Here is a 20,830-nt window from a genome sequence, read left to right on the forward strand (position 1 = left end):
TCTCATATTCGTTATATCTTATAGCATCATACGATTGGTTCTCGCTGTGTTCCATGAAATGATGTGGTGCATTCCTATATCTATCATCTTCAACAAACTCATGCGATAGCGAATCATACGTACCTTGGCAACCCATCGAACTATTCGATTCACTCTCATATGAGGTGGTACAGTAAAACTGGAACACAGTATAGAGATAAATTATTCTATATAAGAGGTGTTTCAGATGAAAAAGCAGTATGATGAAATGTTTAAAAAACAATGTGTTGAATTGGTGGTTAAAGAAGGGCGTACAATTTCCAGTATTCAAAGAGAATTTGACTTAGGGAACGGGACTCTAAATGCATGGATAAAGAAATATTCTTCCCCATTTTTGGATAATGAGAAATCTGATATGGAAGAACTACGTTCTTTACGAAGAAAAATCCAGGCTTTAAAAAAGGAAAATGAATTTCTAAAAAAGGCGGCAACCTTCTTTGCCAGCAACCAAAACTAACACGCTTTCAATTTATCAGACAATATCATCAAATATTTGGAGTGCGCTGGCTTTGCCATCGATTACAAGTTTCTGTTAGTGGTTTTTACGACTTTTTCCACCGTAAGCTCACTGAAAGTCAAAAAAAACGTAAAAAGACAGCGGCTTATATTGTTATGCAATTTAAACGTTTAAAAGGTAGAATGGGCTATCGAAAATTGTTCTGTTACCTTATCAACAAAGGCGTTATGGTGAGTTTATTCCAAGTAAGACAAGCTTTATATGAAGCTGGATTAAAGTCAAAAGTTGTCACGTACTATAAGAAAAGAAAGCATGAACATCATACATTTCCAAATGTACTAGAGCGATCTTTTAAACCTGGTAAGAAAGATATTCCGACTATTGTATGTGATATCACAGAGTTTCGTTTAGTGAATGGGCTGAAAGTATATTTTTGTGCCGCATTAGATATTGGCACCCGGCGGGTGCTGGGTTATTCGTTGGATACCCACCAAGATGCCCAATTAGTAAAAGATACAATCCAGCAAGTCAAACATGCTTATGGAAGTCAAAAAAGAATCCTATTTCATAGTGATCAAGGATCTCAGTTTGCCAGTTATAAGGTTACTGATTTTTGTAAGCAACAAAAGATTCAACAAAGTATGTCCCGTAAGGGAAACTGTTGGGATAATGCAGTAATGGAATCGTTTTTTAGCATCTTTAAACGCGAATGCTTACATGGAGAAAAACTGATTTCTCTCGCTCAAGTCAATCACTTAGTGGCTGAATTTATTTATATGTACTATCATTCCATTCGTCCTCACTCATCATTAAATGGAATGACTCCATATCAATATTCAAAAGCAATTGCGTAATCTAATCGATGTTCCAGTTTTTCTTGACCAGGTCAAACCTGAATTCAAACATCTACACTATTTCTTTTCCGTAACATGCGTTAATTCGCATTACAAACAGATTTATCCATCATGATTTGCATTGCTGATCTTCAATCCACTTTTACATAAGTCCCCTTCTACCGCTACCGCTCTCATTCCCTCAGTCCAATACTTCATGATAAACTCTCATTATTTTTTGATAACATACCTCATCAGAAAATACAGATTTCACTTTATGATCCGCAGCTTTTCCTAACCTAAACCTTAATTCTTCACTTTGTACAGCCACTTGTAATGCCTCCAATAATCCCTGTACATCGCCACTTTTACATAATAAACCGGAATGACCATCATCAATTGCTTCTGGAATCCCACCTACATTCGTAGCAATTATACATTTCCCGTAGCTCATCGCCTCCAATATCGCTAGTGGTAACCCCTCTCGAAACGAGGGTAATACCACAATATCCAATCCCTTCAAAATCCCTGCGACATCTGTTTGAAATCCAGTAAAGATTACTTTTTTATCGATTTCCTCTCTCTGTACCCAAGCTTCCAGTTTTTCACGCTCGGGACCATTTCCTATTATGTACAGCTCAATATTAGAATTGCTTCCTAACAACTTTTGAAATGCTTTCAATAAAATCATATGTCCTTTCTCCTCATGTAACCTTGCAATTACTCCAATCGTAATAGGTCCATCTTGAGAACATTTTTCCACATTCTCTTCTGGAATTTTGGTCGCATTATATATTACTTCCAATTTATTTCTCACATCCATTGGGTAACTCATTTCGTGTTCTATTTCTTCTGATACCGCAATAATTTTTGTTGCAAATATTTTCACCAATACGTTTGCTAACGGATAATGTTTTTTTCGCAAACCATGAATAGTTACTATAATAGGCATATGAGGCGTTAATAATTTCCCCATTATGGTTGTAAATACAGATTGCGAATGAATCACTTGAATCTTATAACGTTTTACTATTTTTCGAATTTCATAGGATAATTTCAAAAGGGAATACAAACTTTTTTTCAGTATCGGCAGTTGAATAAAATGAATTTTCGAATTTAATTGTTGCACTAACACCCCTCCCGATGACAAAAAAACAACTTCCTTTCCTTCTTCAACCAATTTGTTCATGAGCCAACATACATATTTTTCTGCTCCTCCACATTCAAAAGAGGGTGAAATAACTAATATTCGGCGCGCTTCACTTGCGTTATTTTCCATATTTTCAATCCTTTCTCTATTTTTAGGTTGTACTATCAAATAGACTACACCATTCACACATTCCTCTTCAATACACCTAGTCTTTATCAAACAATAAGTTAACCCTATAATAAAAACTAAATATAACGAATATTCAATTTTTATTATATATAACTACCCCAATTTAGCTGTGTTTCACAATTCCTTTCTGAAATATGGCCTATCACTATTTCGTCCCCACATATACAACTTATTTGTTATCTGGCTCCTTCACCTGTTACCAGTACCTTGCATGTTTTTAGCATAATTTTTATATCAAGTATGATACTCTGATTACGAATATAATATAAATCATACCGTAATTTATAATACGGTGATACGTTATACCCACCATTAATTTGTGCCCATCCAGTTAATCCCGGTTTTACTTGTAGCCTTCGTCTAAAACCCGGTACTTCAGACTCGAATTTTTCAATAAAAATTTCTCGTTCTGGCCTTGGACCAACTAAAGACATATCTCCCATCAAAATATTAATGAATTGTGGTAATTCATCTATCCGTGTTTTTCTAATAAACCTTCCGATTTTTGTGACTCTAGGATCATTTTCATTTGCCCATTGCGGTCCATTTGTTTCTGCGTCTCTTCTCATCGAACGTATTTTCATTATATAAAATGTCTTCCCATGAATTCCTACTCTTTTTTGCAAATAAAGGGGCGCCCCTTTCGATTCAGCAACTGTTAGAATACAAAACAATAAAATAAATAGGACATACAATTACCAACGCTACTGAGGCTAATATAATACCCATACCTCTCTTTACACTTAGACTCCATGCATTCGTAACACTCTCTTCTATTTCCATCATCGAAATCTGTCTTTTCACTCTCATTGCTATCTCCATTCTTCCACATTTTAAAATATACTCTTTACTATTTACATTGCAAAACAAATAACTAGTAAAGACCCTCTCCCTTACACAAGTTTCCAAAGTCCTTTATTCAGATTCTACATGTCTACCATATATTAAAACGCATAATACAAACGTACTCAAACATCAGAAATATAGTAATGATTCTCTTCATTCGGACAATCATTTAAAATCACTCCTAAAAATTCTCCGTCTGTCATTTTTAATAGTTTTATCGCTTTATTTGCATCCATTTTTTCAGTTTGTCCACTGCGAACCACTAAAATTGCTGCATCACATTGATTAGCTAAAATTTGTGCATCTGCTACAGCTAGTATAGGTGGTAAATCAAAAATCACAATGTCGTACTGATCATATATATGATTCATTATGTTATTCATTGTGTCCGAACCCAATAACTCCGATGGATTTGGTGGAATCCCTCCACTCGTTAGCAAATCTAATTTGCTAATATGTGTTGTACACAAACATTCTTCAAAGTCCCCTAAATTCGCCAATACTTCTGCCAGCCCTTTTCGCGCTTCTATTTGGAATATCTTGTGCAACTTAGGTCTGCGCAGGTCACTATCTACAAGTAATACCTTCTTTCCTTGCTTTGCGAACACTCCTGCCAAATTTGCACTAATCGTAGTTTTACCCTCTCCTGATTTTGCAGATGTAATAGCAATAGATCTAATTTGTTTCCCTTTTGCCACAAACGCAATATTTGTCCGTACATTTCGAAATTGCTCCGCTATATGAGGCATAGTCTGCTCACATAAAACTATCGGTACTTGCTGTGGCACTCTTTTTCTTTTCTTCACCCGTTTCCTCATTTTCTCGTTCCGCCCCCTTCTTTAGCAATTATCTTTTCCTTTTTTATTTCCTTGCTTCTTCAAATGAGAAATAGCCCCTAACATAGGTACATTTAAATCCTCCTCCACATCAAATTCATTTTTTACCGTATGATCAAGCATCTCTTTTATTATGAAAAAACTCATTGAAAGAAACATTCCCATAATCATGGCTACTATCGTGTTTAACACTGTTCGTGACTGTATAGGTTTATTATCGTTTATACTGTCAGCTTTTGATAAAATCGTGACATTATCAACATTCATAATTGTAGATATTTCTGTTTTAAATACTTCAACAGTATGATTTACAATATCATTCGCTCTTCTAATATCCTTATCCTTTACCGTAACAGAGATTACCTGTGATTCCGCTTCAGAAACTACATTTATTTTTTTATTTAGGTCATCGATTGAAATGGTATCTTTCTTCATTTTATTTTTTACTCGTTCCAAAACCATTGGACTTTTTATTATTACTTTATACGTATTCGTCAACTGTACATTGGTTTGAATTTCATCAGCCTGAAGTCCAGAAGCTCCTTCTGCTTTTTTTTGATTCACAAGAATTTGCGAGGTTGCTTCGTAAACTGGGTTAGAAAAGTAACTACTTATAATCAAACTTACTATCCCAGATCCTAACATCACAGCAAGAATCGTCCACACTCGTTTTTTCAATATATAGACTACATTCAGCACATTCCTATTTTCTTTCACATTATCCCTCTTTTTTAGCAATATTGTCTTTTCCATGAAATCATGAATCTCGTAATATCTCCTCACTCATCTAAGATATCTTAATACATTACACAAATTTCTACCAATATCCTTTTTTATCAAAAACCGTTTATAATTGTATACAATTTGAACACAAAAATCCAGATAATTTTATTAACTATTTTTTTACTCGTTTCACATATGATGGTTAATCGGAAAAGTAATTTATCAACATTCTGATAAATTCAATATTCAGATAATAATACAAGTAAGTTGTTATGTATGATGGTAAAAAACTGATTTATATCTTTACGTGACGACCAGTTGTATGAACTTAACATTTTTCACTTCTAAAATTCTAACAAGCATCCAGTATTCATTTATTATGTCAGCATTTCCCGCGTTTGAGTTTGTGAAGGAAATATGTTTCTTTTTACATCGATAAGTGCGGTATATTTTTCGCAACCTTCTAACAATACAGAAAATCACAGATATATCTTCGTGATTTTGAAAAAATCGAAAGTTCACTCTAATATGCATAGAAATAACATTTCTTTATTAAAGGAATCCTTTTCATACATATATCCCACTCTTTTATCACTATGGCATGCATTAAAATCCAGATTTGTCTCACTAAAAAATATGCATTTATACATATCCTTTCATTTTTGATTTACCCTCCCTACAATCATGTTACTATTAATATCTCCTCCACATATTGGTAGCAAAATTAACTCTCTCTTAAATTTAAAATGATCTATCAAAAAGGCTATATTTTTTCAATGTCATATTGTATACTTTTCGTGTACACAACAAACGATTTTTGGGTTTTATTGTTATTCCCAGATAACAAATTAGATATAAAAACGAGGGATTTCAAATGCAAAAAAAGAGAACATTAGAACAACAAGTGTATGACAAAATTTTAGAACAAGTCGTACAAGGAGAATATCCCCCTGGTACGCACTTAACGGAGAAAATGCTAACAGAATGTTTCAACATCAGTCGGACTCCCATCCGCCGTGCTTTAAGTCGTTTAGAATCTGTAGGGATTTTACGGCATGAAAGTCATTGTGGAGCAATTGTCCAAAATTTTCGTGTCTCAATTCATGATTATATTAATATGCTTGAAATTCGTGTGCAATTTTTGGCGTTAAGTCTTCAAAAAGCTGAACGGAAAAACCTATCCTTTAATTTAACAGAATTAAAACAGAATGTTCGATCACTTTATCAATCCGTACACGACGATAATTCCGAAGCATATTACAGTCATCTAGCTCATTTTCATAAATTATTACTTTTACCTGCTCAAAATCCATTACTATTAACCATAATGAACGATTTAGAGAAAAAATTCGAAATTGGTGGATCCACTCAATTCATTTATGAAGTGTGGAAGCCTATTCGTCTTGATTTGGTTCAAGTCATCGAACAACTTATTCAACTTATTGAAAACAAACAATATAAAAAAGCTTTACAATTATTTGAAAAAGCTACTAAAAATATCATCCATTTTATGCTATTATAATGGATCTCGAATACTATCCTACTTCAAAGTCCATTCCATACAATGGACTTTTTCTCCATTTCCCCATCTACACAAAATATCAAATACATTTCATACGTAGATGATACCCTTTTCCAAAAATTCATTACATCAATTTGACAAATAATAGAATATACGCATACTATTTTTTCATCCCGGCATATATAAGTAAATATTCCCACGATTATTTCATATTTATTCAAACAAAATAATACATGTATCTAATTTTTTAGGAGGTAGCTATCCATGAAACCATTCCTCACATTTTTTATCTTTTTCATCTACACACTTTGTTTTGGTTTTACAATCACTGCAGATGCATCTCATTCACATGCTTATATCATTATTGATAGAAATACACAACAATTACATTACCTGGAAAATAATAAAGTACAAAGATCCTTTCATGTCACAACAGGAAAACCCCAAACCCCTACTCCGGCAGGATCTTTTAAGGTCGTTTATAAAGAAGAGAACCGCCCTTATTATAAAGCAAATATTTCCGGTGGTTCTCCAAAAAATCCTTTAGGTAGTAGATGGATTGGATTAGATGTAAATCATTCCACTGGAAATGTTTACGGCATACATGGGACAAACCAACCAGGAACAATTGGGTTAAAAGTTAGCAACGGGTGTATTCGTATGAAAAATAGTGATGTCGAATGGCTATATCCTAAAGCACATCTAGGTATGAAAGTGATTATTAGATAAATCATCAAAAAAAAGATAGCTCTTTCTAAAAGAAAGAGCTATCTTTTTTAACTTGAATCACCTTCATTATTTACCTTTTTCCCTCTTCTCATACTATAACACAATCCTCCCTTTATCGATACCTTTTCCAAACAACTGAAAATATATTGTCTGGGTATTATTGATACAGAATTAGACCGTATATCTCATACGCTTTCTCATTTCCTGCATATATTTTCTATTCTGTTCATCGTCTCAATCAGTGACTAAAAATAAAATAGCAGCCATATTGTTTACAGGCTGCTATGGTTATATAAAAAGGACAACCCCACCGAAAACAAACGACTTCATAATTTTGAGTTATACCTTTCTCTATCTATACTCAACTTATAGACACTTTATGCTGAAAAAACGTATGTTATCGAAGTAGTATATTCATATGTAGAAACGCACTAAAGCAAATTTTCTTGTTTTAACTAAAAAGACTATATAATCAACATCATAGAACACAATGCCCTCTCCTTCCTAGATAAACCAACAAAATCGGGTACTTTTCAACATTTATTCTTATTTTCTCCACACATCTGTATAAAAATGTGCTATAGTAGGAGCTTAAAGCTTCCTCAAGCTATTCAATGGTACCCTTACACACCAAATCCCCCCTATCCTACATAGAGGGGATTTCTTTATTTCACACACTTATTCACTCTTGGCACAAAATATGATAACGACCGTTCTCATCTTCTATAGACATATTACTTAAAACGAAATATTTTATCAAAGATACATTTTCAGATAATGGGTTCACTAAAACTACAAAACGTACCCCTGCAAGAATACGTTTTGTGGTGATGTTATTTAATTCTATCCTAGCACAATTACTATTATGATGCAGGAAACAATTTGCTAAGATATTATTATATTTCCCCTCTTTCCTTTTCATTATACTTTTTATTTTAAGTTTCATCACCTACAACTAATGCATTACGAACAATTGTGTTTCAAACTGTGTTTTCATCTTAATCGATCCCATTCTTTGCTTTAATTCGATGTCAGTCCATTCAAGATATCTATCGCATATTTCAACTTCAATACCCTGTTATATTTTTTTATGAACCGTAGTAAAAAGCCATTTATTGATTTATCCCAAATCTTTTTAATATTTCCCCTCATGTAGAATGTTTAAATTTTATCAGTTAATCACCTTTAAAACGATCCCTCATCCTACATTTATATACTGCGACCATTCATTTACTTCTATACCATGCCTTAATTCTTCTCCAAGATGCTGTCCCATTTTTCAAATAATCCAAATATATCCTCACAAATTAGAAGTGCGTTCCCATAGCTTATCTCATTTCTTTTAAATTCTCCTAATAAAAAAAACGATTAATTACTAATCGTTTTGAGGAATTAGTCAACTAATCGTCTTCTTTACTATTCAATTTTAAAAAAAAGGGTTGATTGCTTTCGTTTCAAAACTTATTATGGATTCTTACTACAATAATGAAATATAACGAACGATTCTTCTTACAAGCTATCCTCACCTATACATCATGGTCACAATTTGTGTTCTCAACTTTCATCTCCCCCTCTCACCAGTACTAAAAGATATTCTCACCGCTCACTTGAATTTCAACACTATAGATAAAATCAAATGTTACTGTTTTTTGATGTGTGTAACCCTAATCTTGTACACATCAAATTCTAATAGTACATTATTACTTACATTCCTTATACAAATATAGCGCATGGAAAATAAATATATTATTTTATAAAGGGTATTTCATCAATGTTACACGCAGGTATAAGGAACATATTCCAACTATAATATACTGTTCGACTTTTTATCAATCTGTTATGCAAAATTACATATTAAATCCCCATTATTTATAGTCATTACAAACTACTGTATATACCTAAGTAAAAATTTGATTGTCCTCACAGCATTTAGGATGAAAGATACTATTATCCTCCCCTTCATCCAATATCTCATCTTACTTAAATGTAGACGCTAGTAAGATGTAGCGAACAATATAATCTTACTAACCCTTTCTACCCCGCTATCTTTTATCGATATGCCAAATTGATTACACGATACCAAAAATACAACAAATTATTGTTCTTCACTACTTTTTTATTTTCAATGTACCACTTGCCTATACCACATCAAATTCTTATCATATACTATTGTTGTCTACTAAAAAAAGTCCCAACTAACTGCCCCATAAAATGATAAATACAGCACACAAAAAATATTTATTCTATTACATCCTGAGAATAACTCAAAACATTCATAGCTAACGCCTGATTGTAAGATAGAAATCTTTCGTAAAATGACAAACAATGGGTCTATAGATATATTCTCAAAAAAATCTAACTTTACCTTATAAGGAGATGAATATATATTTATGAAAAACATGAAAAAAAACAATCATCTGAATCGTCCGTATACAGTTGGAATGTATTTACTAGATCGATTAAATGAGTTAGGTATTCAGCATATATTTGGCGTACCAGGAGATTATAATCTCTTATTTTTAGACACTATCCTATCGCATCCTAATCTAAAATGGATAGGAAATTGTAACGAATTGAATGCAGCTTATGCAGCGGATGGTTATGCACGCATCCATGGTATTTCCGCGGTAGTCACTACATTAGGCGTGGGTGAACTCATTGCATTAAATGGTATTGCAGGTGCTTTTGCAGAACAAGTTCCCATTGTAAAAATTACAGGCACTCCACATACATCTATCGTAAAACAAAGATTACCTGTTCACCACACGTTAGGCGATGGAGATTTTCAACACTTTTCGAATATTTACCATGAAGTGACCGCCGCACAAGCACAACTCACCCCTCAAAACGCGTCCCATGAAATCGATAGAGTTTTGCGAATTTGCTGGATAGAAAAGCGCCCTGTTCAAATTAACTTACCAACAAATATCTCCAACTGTCCCATTCAAAAACCGTCCCTACCCTTATTACACAACCTGCCAAACAGTAACAAAAACACATTAAAATCCGCATTGGATACGATTATTCCAATTATTCAACAAGCAAAAAAACCGATAATTTTAGCGGACTTTGAAGTAGGCCGTTTCCAGGTAAAACATGAGTTATATCAACTTGCTCTTACTACTGGCTTTCCAGTTGCTACACTCTCTATGGGAAAAGGGGTCTTTGACGAAACACATCCACAATTCATTGGTATATATCAAGGTGACTTAAGTGTTCCTTATGTGCAACAACAGGTGGATCAAGCAGATTGTATACTAAGCATTGGGGTCAAGCTAACAGATTTGATTACGGGCGGATTTTCTCAAGGTTTTTCCCCTGAAAATGTAGTAGATATTCAACCTAACATGCTAAAAGTGAAAGGGAAAGAGTTTTCATCGATTAAAATGAAAGATGTGCTAATCGAATTAGAGCAAAGATTGCAAAAACAAAAAAGAGAAAACACAATAAATATTCATTCTTTACACTCCCGGTCTATACACCAAAAGAGTACCAAGAAAAAAAATTCTTCTTTAACACAACAATATTTCTGGAATCGTATGAGTTCCTTTTTACAGGAAAAAGATGTAATTTTAGCTGATTTAGGAACGGCATTTTATGGAGCTTCGGATTTATTACTTCCTTCTCAGGCTATATTCATTAGCCAGCCGCTGTGGGGATCTATAGGGTACACACTTCCAGCTTTACTCGGAACACAATTAGCCGATCCAAAAAGAAGACATATACTATTTATAGGCGATGGTGGTTTACAGCAAACGGTTCAAGAGCTTTCAACAATATGTAGACAAGGCTTAAAACCAATTATTTTTCTAATTAATAATGACGGGTACACGATTGAGCGCACGATTCATGGTGAAAAGCAAAGTTATAATGATATTCATCAATGGAAGTATCGCAAAATCCCTGGGATTTTCAGTGCACAACATCAGGTCTCACACTTTCATGTAAAAAACACCCATAAACTAGAGCAAGTTTTATTAGAAATCTCTCAAGAATCTAACAGATTAATTTTTGTGGAAATTATTATGGAGAGAAATGATGTTCCAGAAGTTTTAAAGAGATTAGCAAAAAAATTAGAAGCAAACAACCAATAAGATCTCGTTATTCTTTTATAGATTGGTACACGGACCTGTAAAGCATCGTATATTCACTTGTCAAATCCATTAAGCAGATTTTTCTGTTCCAATATCAAAATACAACTCTTACCTGCAAAGTGAGAGTTGTATTTTGATTACTGTCTAACGGTTGTAAATTTATATAAGATACCTACCGAATAACAATAATCAGGGGTGGTAGACAACAAAATTTGTTGTCTACCTTTATACTATGAATTGAGCAGTGTGTCAACTAACTCTTTCTTACTATATAATAAAAAACAATAAACATCAACTAATTGACAGAAAATTCTTTTTTGTACTCGTGACTATAAAAATGCGATACACTGTCTATTCAAGCCTGTCAAATGCCTCTCTCATTTACTATTTTCAACAATTTCATGATTCTATAAAAGGTTCACTACAGTATTATGAATATCTTCAAAATATATCAAATACTCTACAGACGACTTTCACTAGAACACCTAGTTTTTTGGGGTGGAAAAGTTTTTGCGTACAAAGAAATCCTTATCCTTTTCAAGTGAATTTTTCCAAAACATAAACTGATTATTTCCTTCTCATTATTTATACTGATATCCTTTAAACATCGCTTTCGTATAACGATTTGGATATGCATCATTTATCATTGCATATGGACTCCCTTTCCAATATCTAACTAATGGTGTACCTAAATTTCTCTTTTTAATCCATCTACTTGTATATATCCGTAGTAATTGTTCATCCGTTAAATTTTCTTTTTCTTCAATCGTCCATCGCAAAGCTTCTATTGCTTTTTCTTTTGTCCAAAAGCCACTCGGAGTTACCTTAAATTCCCATTCTTTGAAATAACCAGGATATATTTCGTTTAACATTGCATATGTATCCCCATCCCACATTAAAGTGCACGCCCCTCCTAATCCATGCTTTATAAGCCACTTCAGATTATACACTTGTATTAACTTCTCCGGTAATAGGTTTTCTTTTTCTTCAATCGTCCATCGTAAAGCTTCTATTGCTTTTTCTTTTGTCCAAAATTTATTAGGTGCCATTGAAAATTGCCACGCTCTAAATATCCCAGGATATAAGTCATTTATCATTGCATATGGACTCCCTTGCCACAGTACTCTCAAAGGTGATCCTAACTTATGACGACTCAACCATTCTTGTCCATACACTTCCAGTAGTTCCTCTTGTGACAAGTTTTCTTTTTCTTCAATTACATACCGTAATACTTCTAATGCCTTTTCTTTTGTCCAAAAATTTAAAGGTGCCATTTTCAGCTCCCATTCCTTTAATCGATTCGGATACGCATCGTCGATCATTTTAAAAGGGCTATTCCCATATAATGCTTCACCAATCCACGTAATCTATATTTCACAATAATCGGTGTACCCCATCTTTGTTTCAAATCGCTATCATCCCATTGTAGTATTTCTTCAATAAGATATATTGTTATCCTTCTGGCCATTTCTGTACTGTCATCTCCATTCCATGTGTTTGGCGGAAATCTGTACCTTTTTCCATCTAATACTTCTTGATAAATATCTTCAATTCTCATCCCTTTTACCTGCACCTTCTCCCCTTACGAGCTACCCCTTATAAAATACATATATCCTATCTTTACTTTTTTTGGTTGCTCTCTTTTTTATGTACACCTATTGTAGTTATTTTATATTGACCACTTTACGAACAGAAAATAGCTATCTTACTATCTTATTAACTTTGTTATAACATTCGATGTGGTATACAATTTGAACACTACATTCCAATTATACTTATCCTTTTCTAAAAATACATCCCTATTATTCAGTTATTCATCTTTTGTAATAATGAAGGGTAAAAAAACTCGTTTATCCTTCTACCACTCACCAATATTTTCAACTGTATTGCCTAAATAAGGGCCACATTTTGATACAATTAATAACTATCCACATTCATTTAACTCACATATACAAATTATACACTTTAATAAGCGAAAAATTCAAATCATCACAGGTAAGAGTATTAACATGTGTTATTTTAACCTATTCAAACAGTATCTCTTTTGCCAATTCATACTGCAATGACACTGTTTTATTAAATGATGACGGTAATTTCGTCAAATATTATGAATCCAATAATCCAGAATCCATCCTCTCTCCCAATCATATCCTAAGATTTAAAAAAATCTTTTTATTCAAATACAGACTCTCTCTTCCTTAAAAATACTAAAGGCAGTAGGACCATAAAATTTCGCCAGAGACATTGGGCACCCTATTGCGATACAAGCAGAAAGTAACCTGGTCCTTCCACAAAACCACTTATTCTAAGACATACAGGGAATTCAAGAAATAGGTTAAAATTATTACTCATGATACCATTTTTCAAAGTCTAAATTTGTTTTTATGCACCTTCAAAAAACTGTTCTATATAAAAATCATATTTCACATAAATTTATTCCATTTTTTAGTAGCGCGACATAGTAATAATTATGTACAACTCTTATTATGCACAGTCATAAAAACTAGATTTAACTAGTTATAACAAAGTTTTATCGTTACTACATTAATTTTGTACATATATTATTTATAGATACCGTACCCAGTCCCTCTGTACTATTTAAAGATTTTGCTAAAGCTTTATCCTCTACGTTTCGACCACAATTTTTCATTACGGAGATTAGATCCCCTTGTGTATATCTTTTCTTTGGCTTAGTTTTTCCTTCTTTTATACTAACCTTGTCCGTTATTCCTCTGCTGCCTTCGTCTAAAATGGGAATACTTTCATGATTGTTGTCTTTCTCTTTACTAGTAGACTTCTCCTCATGTATGACATCACGCCATCCCTCTATTTTCGATACTTTACCACTAGTTATAAATCTCTCTTGATTAACATTAGTAATTATCGTAGTTTGACTTACTTCAGCATCCTCATAATGAGCCGCTATAACACTTCTTACAATTAAGTCATATATTTTCTTTTGATTTTCATTCAGTTTAGAAAAATCCGGAATTACACCCGTAGGAAGTATTGCATGATGATCTGAAACCTTTTTATTGTTTTGATAACGTGATAGATGTTTTAGTTTACCTGGTTCTATAATTTTTTGTGTAAACTCTCTATACATACCAATTTGAGACAATCCCTTTATTATCTCTGGAAATTCATTTATTTCTGCATCAGTTACATAATTTGAATCTGTACGCACGTAACTTATATAAGATGCCTCATATAGTGCTTGTCCAGCATCTAAAACAGCTTTAGAACTCATCTTATATAGTTTATTTGCTCTTATTTGTAAATCCGATAAATTATAAAATTGTGGAGGCTTTATTTTCACAATATCTTCAGTTACTTTTTCAGCAATTGCTCCTTTACCTTTTACTTTTGAGACTATTAAAGCAGCTGCATCTTTTGTATTGAATTGATCAATATTGTTCTTTAAATCTTTCCACTTACCTGTATACTTAGTTCCTCCGATGTTAAATTGAGCTTGAATTGTCCAGAAAGGCTCAGATTTAAAATTAAGAATTTCTTGCTCCCGATCACAAATAATACGAATTAAGGGCGTTTGAATGCGCCCTACACTCCAAGTCCCTTGGTTTTTCATTTTCTCAGTGCCTTTTGAATTTTTCATCTGAATTGATAGCGCCCGTGTAGCAGATAAACCTACGTAATAATCTGCTACACTTCGCGAGTATGCACTATAAAATAATGGTTTTGTCTCCTCACCATCTTTAAGAGATAAAAAGGCCTTCTTAATTGCCGCTGCAGCTAATGAAGAGGACCACAATCTTTTTACAGGTTTTGTCAAGCCATTATACTGATAGATTAGATTAAAAATATTCTCTCCTTATTGTGATAGGTAAAGCTTTGATATAATCTCTACTTTTTCCCTCACACTAAACCGTACATGAAAGTTTCCCTTCATACGGCTTGCCATCAATATTACTTTTTTTATAACAATATTGACTAATGCCCTTCGCTCCTTTATGTTTCCATAAATTCCACGCTACTATGACATCGCTATCACTCAAATAAAGATAAGTTATAGGATTCCTCCTTTTCCTTACCACCGCTTCACAGAATGTAGGTTCTCTGCGTCCTGAGCTTTCATCGTTCCAATGAATCTATCCACTATATGGTACCCTTAGGTGCTTTCTATGAGCCTGTGCGCTAGACAGTACCTATAATACTGTAAGGTTTTTCATAGCCGCGACTTTACTTAACCTCACACACAACACAAAATATGGTTTACACTCATTTCTGAATGTATGGTTATAGACTCTTTAATTCGAAAGTTCGTCAGTTATTTCATATAACATTCTCACCATAGATACTTTACGGACCCCCGGCCTATGGGATACATCCTTTTACTAAAAGGAATTTCGGTTAAAATATATTTTTTACTACGGTATCTGTTAGCCGTCTTCACCGAGCTTCACACATTTAAACGTCCTACCATTTAATGCATGTCGGAGACTTAGGGGAAACATTTCAAGACGTTACTCTATCATTCTGTCTCTCGAATCATTAGTTCTATCTTAATGGGGCCTTCCCTTGTTTAAGATGCCTAAGCTTTTCACTTAGGAACGATTCGCACCACGACCTGCATCACATGCATTAATAATTACTTTAATGTCTGATCTATTTGCCAGTTGTTTAATCAATCTTAGTTGCTGTTCCTTGCCCTTGGCTGCTCTTAAAGGAATATTATCCGGAGTAATAGGCAATGTATCCCATGACCATGTTTTATATTTTTCGTCGATATATTCAGGATCGGCCAATTCAACCAGATGTCCAAATGCATAAGTGATAATGCCCCTAGAACCTGTAATATTATTTTCATCAACTTCTATAAAACCATTTTTAATTTTATGCGGGAATATCTTAGCTATAGCTTTTGCCGCATCCGGCTTTTCAGCGATTAGTAAAAAAGGTTTATTTAACATACTAATCCGTCCCTCCTCAATCTTTTTTAATCAATAAAAAAAGATACAATTGCACATAAGGCAAATGTATCTTCCTAACTAATTATTTATTTTACTCATTTTGTCTTGATATTTTAATGGTAATTCTACAGGAATTACAGTGAATTTTTCACTCGCATTAAATCTTCTGCTGTAATTGTCTGTAAAACGTCTTTTGAAAGGTTATTTTCAGAACGTAAACGAGTGGACTGAAAACGAATACTTTGTTCAACAATATTTCTTACAAATCTACCATTCCCACCTAACTCAATTCCCTTTTTTAATATGTGAGATAACACAATGCAAGATTCATGAGTTAACTGGTAATCTTTTTTAGTAAACATACTTACAGCTATTTCAAATAATTCCTTCATACTGTAATCATTAAATGGTAATTGAATATTAAATCTTGATGATAATCCTTGATTAGCCTGCAGAAAAGAATCCATATCTTCTGTATATCCTGCTACAATTACAACTAGGTCTTCTCGATAATCTTCCATTGCTTTTACAAGAGTATCAATAGCTTCTCTTCCAAAGCTATCCTGTTCTTGAACCAAGCTGTATGCTTCATCAATAAATAGTACACCACCAATTGCAGATTCAATAACCTCTTTAGTTTTAATAGCTGTTTGGCCAACATAACCTGCAACTAAGTCAGATCTATCAACTTCAACCAAGTGACCTTTTTTCAATACCTTCATTTCTTTTAGTAAATTTGCAATGATTCTTGCAAATGTCGTTTTACCAACACCTGGACTCCCTTTAAAGACCATATGAAGAGATTGATCCGATTTTTGTAAATCATATTTCTTACGTTCATTATTAATGATTATTTGTGATTCTAATGAACGAATTAACTCTTTAATTGATTCATTCCCAATAATGTGATTAAACTCTTCTTCTAATGAAAAATTTTTTTTTACAATATTGAAGTCTTTAGCAGTTAATACATCCAGCTCTTTATCTGAATCGCTTTCGTAATTTACTGCATGCTTACGTATAGCTGATTCAATTATATTTCTTACCATACGAGCATTTCCTATATCCGTTTTTCCTTTTAACTGCTTGGAATCTAAGACGTTTGCTAAATGAGGTAATAATCCTTCTTCTAATTTATAATTTTTTTCTTGCAGCATACATTGTGCGATCTCTATTAATTCATTTATATTGTAATCTTCGAAAATTACATTATTAGCTATTCTAGAACGCAAACCACTATTTGTCTTCAAAAGTTGTTCCATTTCATCTGTATATCCAGCCAAGATAACTACTAAATTATTACGATTATCTTCCATTGCCTTCACTAAGGTATCAATAGATTCTTTCCCAAAATCTTGTTCTCCACCTCGTGCTAATGTATATGCTTCATCAATGAATAAAACTCCACCCATTGCCTTCTGTATAATATTTTGCGTTTTAATAGCCGTTTGACCTACATATTCACTAACTAAATCACTTCTAGAAACCTCAACAACATTTTTATTCTCAACGCTTCCTAATCCATACAACATTTTTGCTAGTATCCTAGCTGCAGTCGTTTTCCCTACACCGGCATTGCCTAAAAACACTGTATGGAATGACTGATAATCCTCATTAAATCCTTGTTCCTTTCTTTTCTGTTGAAACTCCACAAAAGAAAGAAGTTCTATTAAAAAATCCTTGAATTTACGTAATCCTACTAATTTTTGAGCTTCTTTTAAAGATTGATTAATATAACCATTACGCTCAATTTGTGCAGCTTCTTTTTTTAAATTTGCTTGATCCATTTGTATCACCACACTTATTAAAGTCTAATTTATTCAATGCTAAAATGGCATATATATCATTTTAGCATTGAATAAATTAGTTATCTTTCTTATATTAAATACTTTTTACTCGCATTCATGTTACTATCTAGGTTATCTCCCGTCAAACTGAAAAAACACAAAATTAACACACTTAAAATATACGTCAACTTATTTTACATCTATTAATAAAACTAAATAAATATAATGTTCATAATAAATTTTATGAAAATAGGATTAAACATAATTAACATAATTACATTTAATCCCACTAAAAAGTTTTATTATATGTAGTATCTTAAAAGATTAACTTGATAACCATCTGGCGGTAACCCTTATATAATACTTTTTATATTTCCCCAAATTCTTTCACAAACTCTAGATCTGCACTACTTTGAATAATCAACATTTTTTCTGTATTCTCTATAATCTTCTTGTTAATTCTATTAACATCATCATCTGATAAATATGTAATTTGATTGTATGGAGAAAACTCACCTTCAAAGGGGGTTGCACCTATACAGATAGTAGGTGCAATAGGAAGTACATAATCAGCTTCTTCAAATTTGTTGACTAGAATAGGTCTATCAGAAAGAAAGAATTTTTTCTCTCCACGAGTTTTGTAAATTCGTAATTGAAAATTATTCATTAGATGTTCGAATAACACTTGTAGTCCGCCTTCTGGACTTGTTTTTAAAGAATGCAAGGCAATCTCCAATTCGTCTCCTATAAGATGGCTCTTAGCGAGTTTTACAGCGTTTTCTGGAGTAGTGGTCATAAGACGATAGAATATTGGTTTCATAAAATCAGGAGTCTCCTTTTTCTCATAAACCATATTCTTTAAATGAGGACTACGAATCAATGTGAAAATTAAATGTACAAGTAGATTAGTCTCGTTCCTTTGCCATTCCATTGTCTCAAATTTCTTTTTAAACTCAACATCCACTTCATCAGATGCTAGTAGGGGAACAAATTCATGAAAACTATGTGCAATTGAATTTTCAATTTTACTATACATGTCCTCTATTTCATTTCTATTTACATATTCTCCGTTAAGATCCTTTACTTCATATAAGTCATTTTCTTGCATAATATTTTTGGTACTCATTTTCATAATTTTAAAAGGAGTCGTTTTTAAAATTACTATGCGACAATAACCCTCAGTAATTTCAAATGGTTTTATAGAAAACCGAGGGATATAATGCTGTTTTTTAACAAATTCCTTCTTTTCTGCCATGTTAAAGTAACAAATCCTTTCCTGCTATCCTTATCGAAATAATTTTAACATAATAATATTATGTTACTTTTGATTTGGATTTATTTCTATCATTTGTATTTGAAAAATGTCCCTATCAGTAATACCTAATACTAGCATTTCTTCCTTTAATGAACGCCCAGATTCAATTTTTATTGATTTTGTAGACCTGTCTAGCAAGGTATATTAGTGTATAAAATATGACTCTTCATTTTTATTCATCTAAAAACCTCCAATTCACCTAAAAAAATCGTTACTTTCATTTATTTTTCCCTTACGCTTAAAAATAAGATCGTATTCTCTAATTTTATCTTTTTTATTTATAAACTCCAGCAGGACTGACATTTGATTTTGTTTTTTTATTGAATTTTTCTGAAGAAAGGAATATCCTTCATTATAAGAGATTCTAGGGGAGGGCATAATAATGAATAATATAGGAAAAGAAATTCGTGGATTTAGAAAGACATATAATCTAACTCAAAAAGAGCTATGTAAAGGAATATGTCCAGTATCTCATTTAAGTCTTATAGAAAATAATAAAATTGAAGCCAAACCCGAAGTGATACAATTACTCTTAGAGCGAATAGAGGGATTTAAGTCTAATACTGAAATTAAAAATGATACAATTTCGAATGAAAATATTGGAGAATTCTTTTTTAATGAACGATTAAAACATGGTATAACACAAGAAACTTTGTGCTATGGCATATGTACAGTATCTTATTTAAGTAAAATTGAAAATAATAGACTTGTTCCAAGTTGGAATATTAAAAAATCCTTATATAAGAGATTAGAAGAAATCAAAAACAATACAGTAACAGTAGATTTAGAAATACTTGAATTAGAAAAGTTATATGATACTATGATTTCATTTTTTGATAAGAAAAAAATTGATGATGCTAAAAAGATGTTAAATCGGGGGTTACGAACTACAAAAAATAAATATCCTAAATTATACTGTTTATTTTCCTATCAAAATCACTTATATTTTGACCAAACAAATTTAAAAGGTTTTCTCGAAAAAACAGCCATTCCTTTTTTCAAAAATGAAAAAGATAATAAACAATTATCCATATTTTATATTGACTTAGCGACCTGTTATCAAAAGGAAAATCAATTCGAAAAAGCTTGTTTATATTACCAAAAAGGCATCTCTTGTATAAGGATAGTCAAAAGTTTAAATATCATCTCATCTCATAAAAATGTTCAATTACAACTAACATAAGATAACTATTCTTCACATGACAATTGTGGATATTGTTGTTTTGTAGATTAGTTGTTGTTTTCCATGCTTTTATATAAACAATAATTTCTAATAGGGATACCTCCACACATCCATCAACTTAAGGATTCGGACTATTTTTGAAATTAAAAGCGCGTTACTATTTTCTTATATTAATGAGAAAGGGTGACGTGCTTTT

Annotated in this window: 13 protein-coding genes and 2 pseudogenes; 6 read left to right on the top strand and 9 right to left on the bottom strand. The window is 32.6% G+C overall.

All coding sequences use genetic code 11. From position 1 onward, the window contains the following. Positions 1-226 precede the first annotated feature (226 nt). Both MR169_RS25885 and MR169_RS25890 read left to right on the top strand, forming a co-directional pair. On the top strand, positions 227-496 hold the full coding sequence (locus MR169_RS25885) for a transposase (RefSeq protein ID WP_242320264.1): 270 nt from the start codon (positions 227-229) through the stop codon (positions 494-496). A 14-nt stretch (positions 497-510) separates the two neighbouring features. Continuing rightward, positions 511-1,350 carry an IS3 family transposase gene (locus MR169_RS25890; protein ID WP_242320273.1) on the top strand — a complete coding sequence of 280 codons (840 nt, stop codon included), beginning with the start codon at positions 511-513 and terminating at the stop codon, positions 1,348-1,350. A gap of 181 nt (positions 1,351-1,531) precedes the next feature. On the opposite strand, the gene MR169_RS25895 is transcribed toward MR169_RS25890, so the two are convergent. From MR169_RS25895 to MR169_RS25910, 4 genes and pseudogenes are all read right to left on the bottom strand, one after another. Next, the gene (locus MR169_RS25895) at positions 1,532-2,608 is read right to left on the bottom strand and encodes a glycosyltransferase (protein ID WP_242320274.1); all 1,077 of its coding nucleotides are present in this window, start codon (positions 2,606-2,608) and stop codon (positions 1,532-1,534) included. A 236-nt stretch (positions 2,609-2,844) separates the two neighbouring features. After that, a pseudogene (locus MR169_RS25900) lies at positions 2,845-3,454 on the bottom strand (sugar transferase). A 182-nt stretch (positions 3,455-3,636) separates the two neighbouring features. Further along, a complete protein-coding gene (locus MR169_RS25905; protein WP_481746827.1) occupies positions 3,637-4,332 on the bottom strand; it encodes a CpsD/CapB family tyrosine-protein kinase in 696 nt (231 codons plus the stop codon). 21 nt (positions 4,333-4,353) lie between these two features. Next, on the bottom strand, positions 4,354-5,103 hold the full coding sequence (locus MR169_RS25910; protein WP_242320266.1) for a YveK family protein: 750 nt from the start codon (positions 5,101-5,103) through the stop codon (positions 4,354-4,356). 844 nt (positions 5,104-5,947) lie between these two features. Between MR169_RS25910 and MR169_RS25915 the strand changes: the two genes are divergently transcribed. The 3 genes from MR169_RS25915 to MR169_RS25925 all read left to right on the top strand — a co-directional run bounded on the left by MR169_RS25915 (position 5,948) and on the right by MR169_RS25925 (position 11,418). After that, the gene (locus MR169_RS25915; RefSeq protein ID WP_242320267.1) at positions 5,948-6,595 is read left to right on the top strand and encodes a GntR family transcriptional regulator; all 648 of its coding nucleotides are present in this window, start codon (positions 5,948-5,950) and stop codon (positions 6,593-6,595) included. Between the two features lie 264 nt (positions 6,596-6,859). After that, on the top strand, positions 6,860-7,324 hold the full coding sequence (locus MR169_RS25920) for a L,D-transpeptidase (protein ID WP_242320268.1): 465 nt from the start codon (positions 6,860-6,862) through the stop codon (positions 7,322-7,324). A gap of 2,390 nt (positions 7,325-9,714) precedes the next feature. Beyond that, positions 9,715-11,418 (top strand): alpha-keto acid decarboxylase family protein, encoded by a 1,704-nt coding sequence (locus MR169_RS25925; RefSeq protein WP_242320269.1) that lies wholly within the window; start codon positions 9,715-9,717, stop codon positions 11,416-11,418. 581 nt (positions 11,419-11,999) lie between these two features. Here the strand turns inward: MR169_RS25925 and MR169_RS25930 are convergent. The 5 genes and pseudogenes from MR169_RS25930 to MR169_RS25950 form a co-directional block, all read right to left on the bottom strand. Further along, positions 12,000-12,991 (bottom strand): annotated as a pseudogene (locus MR169_RS25930) (DUF4046 domain-containing protein). Positions 12,992-13,957: 966 nt separating this feature from the next. After that, the gene (locus MR169_RS25935; RefSeq protein WP_242320270.1) at positions 13,958-15,211 is read right to left on the bottom strand and encodes a DNA topoisomerase; all 1,254 of its coding nucleotides are present in this window, start codon (positions 15,209-15,211) and stop codon (positions 13,958-13,960) included. A 772-nt stretch (positions 15,212-15,983) separates the two neighbouring features. Then, positions 15,984-16,349: a toprim domain-containing protein gene (locus tag MR169_RS25940; protein WP_000932886.1), complete on the bottom strand. Its 366-nt coding sequence runs from the start codon at positions 16,347-16,349 to the stop codon at positions 15,984-15,986. 134 nt (positions 16,350-16,483) lie between these two features. Continuing rightward, a complete protein-coding gene (locus tag MR169_RS25945) occupies positions 16,484-18,136 on the bottom strand; it encodes an AAA family ATPase (RefSeq protein WP_242320271.1) in 1,653 nt (550 codons plus the stop codon). Between the two features lie 367 nt (positions 18,137-18,503). Next, positions 18,504-19,391 carry a DUF4238 domain-containing protein gene (locus tag MR169_RS25950; RefSeq protein ID WP_000818336.1) on the bottom strand — a complete coding sequence of 296 codons (888 nt, stop codon included), beginning with the start codon at positions 19,389-19,391 and terminating at the stop codon, positions 18,504-18,506. Positions 19,392-19,833: 442 nt separating this feature from the next. On the opposite strand from MR169_RS25950, the gene MR169_RS25955 reads away from it, so the two are divergent. Next, entirely contained in the window at positions 19,834-20,634 is an 801-nt protein-coding gene (locus tag MR169_RS25955; protein WP_242320272.1) for a helix-turn-helix domain-containing protein, read from the top strand. Positions 20,635-20,830: the final 196 nt, after the last annotated feature.

The organism is Bacillus cereus group sp. BfR-BA-01349, from assembly GCF_022663795.1.
Classification (GTDB): Bacteria; Bacillota; Bacilli; order Bacillales; family Bacillaceae_G; genus Bacillus_A; species Bacillus_A cereus.

Coding starts and splice junctions, on each gene's coding strand:
- MR169_RS25885 (WP_242320264.1), top strand. CDS start 227: ATGAAAAAGCAGTATGATGAAATGTTTAAAAAACAATGTGTTGAATTG.
- MR169_RS25895 (WP_242320274.1), bottom strand. CDS start 2,608: ATGGAAAATAACGCAAGTGAAGCGCGCCGAATATTAGTTATTTCACCC.
- MR169_RS25905 (WP_481746827.1), bottom strand. CDS start 4,332: ATGAGGAAACGGGTGAAGAAAAGAAAAAGAGTGCCACAGCAAGTACCG.
- MR169_RS25910 (WP_242320266.1), bottom strand. CDS start 5,103: ATGGAAAAGACAATATTGCTAAAAAAGAGGGATAATGTGAAAGAAAAT.
- MR169_RS25915 (WP_242320267.1), top strand. CDS start 5,948: ATGCAAAAAAAGAGAACATTAGAACAACAAGTGTATGACAAAATTTTA.
- MR169_RS25920 (WP_242320268.1), top strand. CDS start 6,860: ATGAAACCATTCCTCACATTTTTTATCTTTTTCATCTACACACTTTGT.
- MR169_RS25925 (WP_242320269.1), top strand. CDS start 9,715: ATGAAAAACATGAAAAAAAACAATCATCTGAATCGTCCGTATACAGTT.
- MR169_RS25940 (WP_000932886.1), bottom strand. CDS start 16,349: ATGTTAAATAAACCTTTTTTACTAATCGCTGAAAAGCCGGATGCGGCA.
- MR169_RS25945 (WP_242320271.1), bottom strand. CDS start 18,136: ATGGATCAAGCAAATTTAAAAAAAGAAGCTGCACAAATTGAGCGTAAT.
- MR169_RS25950 (WP_000818336.1), bottom strand. CDS start 19,391: ATGGCAGAAAAGAAGGAATTTGTTAAAAAACAGCATTATATCCCTCGG.
- MR169_RS25955 (WP_242320272.1), top strand. CDS start 19,834: ATGAATAATATAGGAAAAGAAATTCGTGGATTTAGAAAGACATATAAT.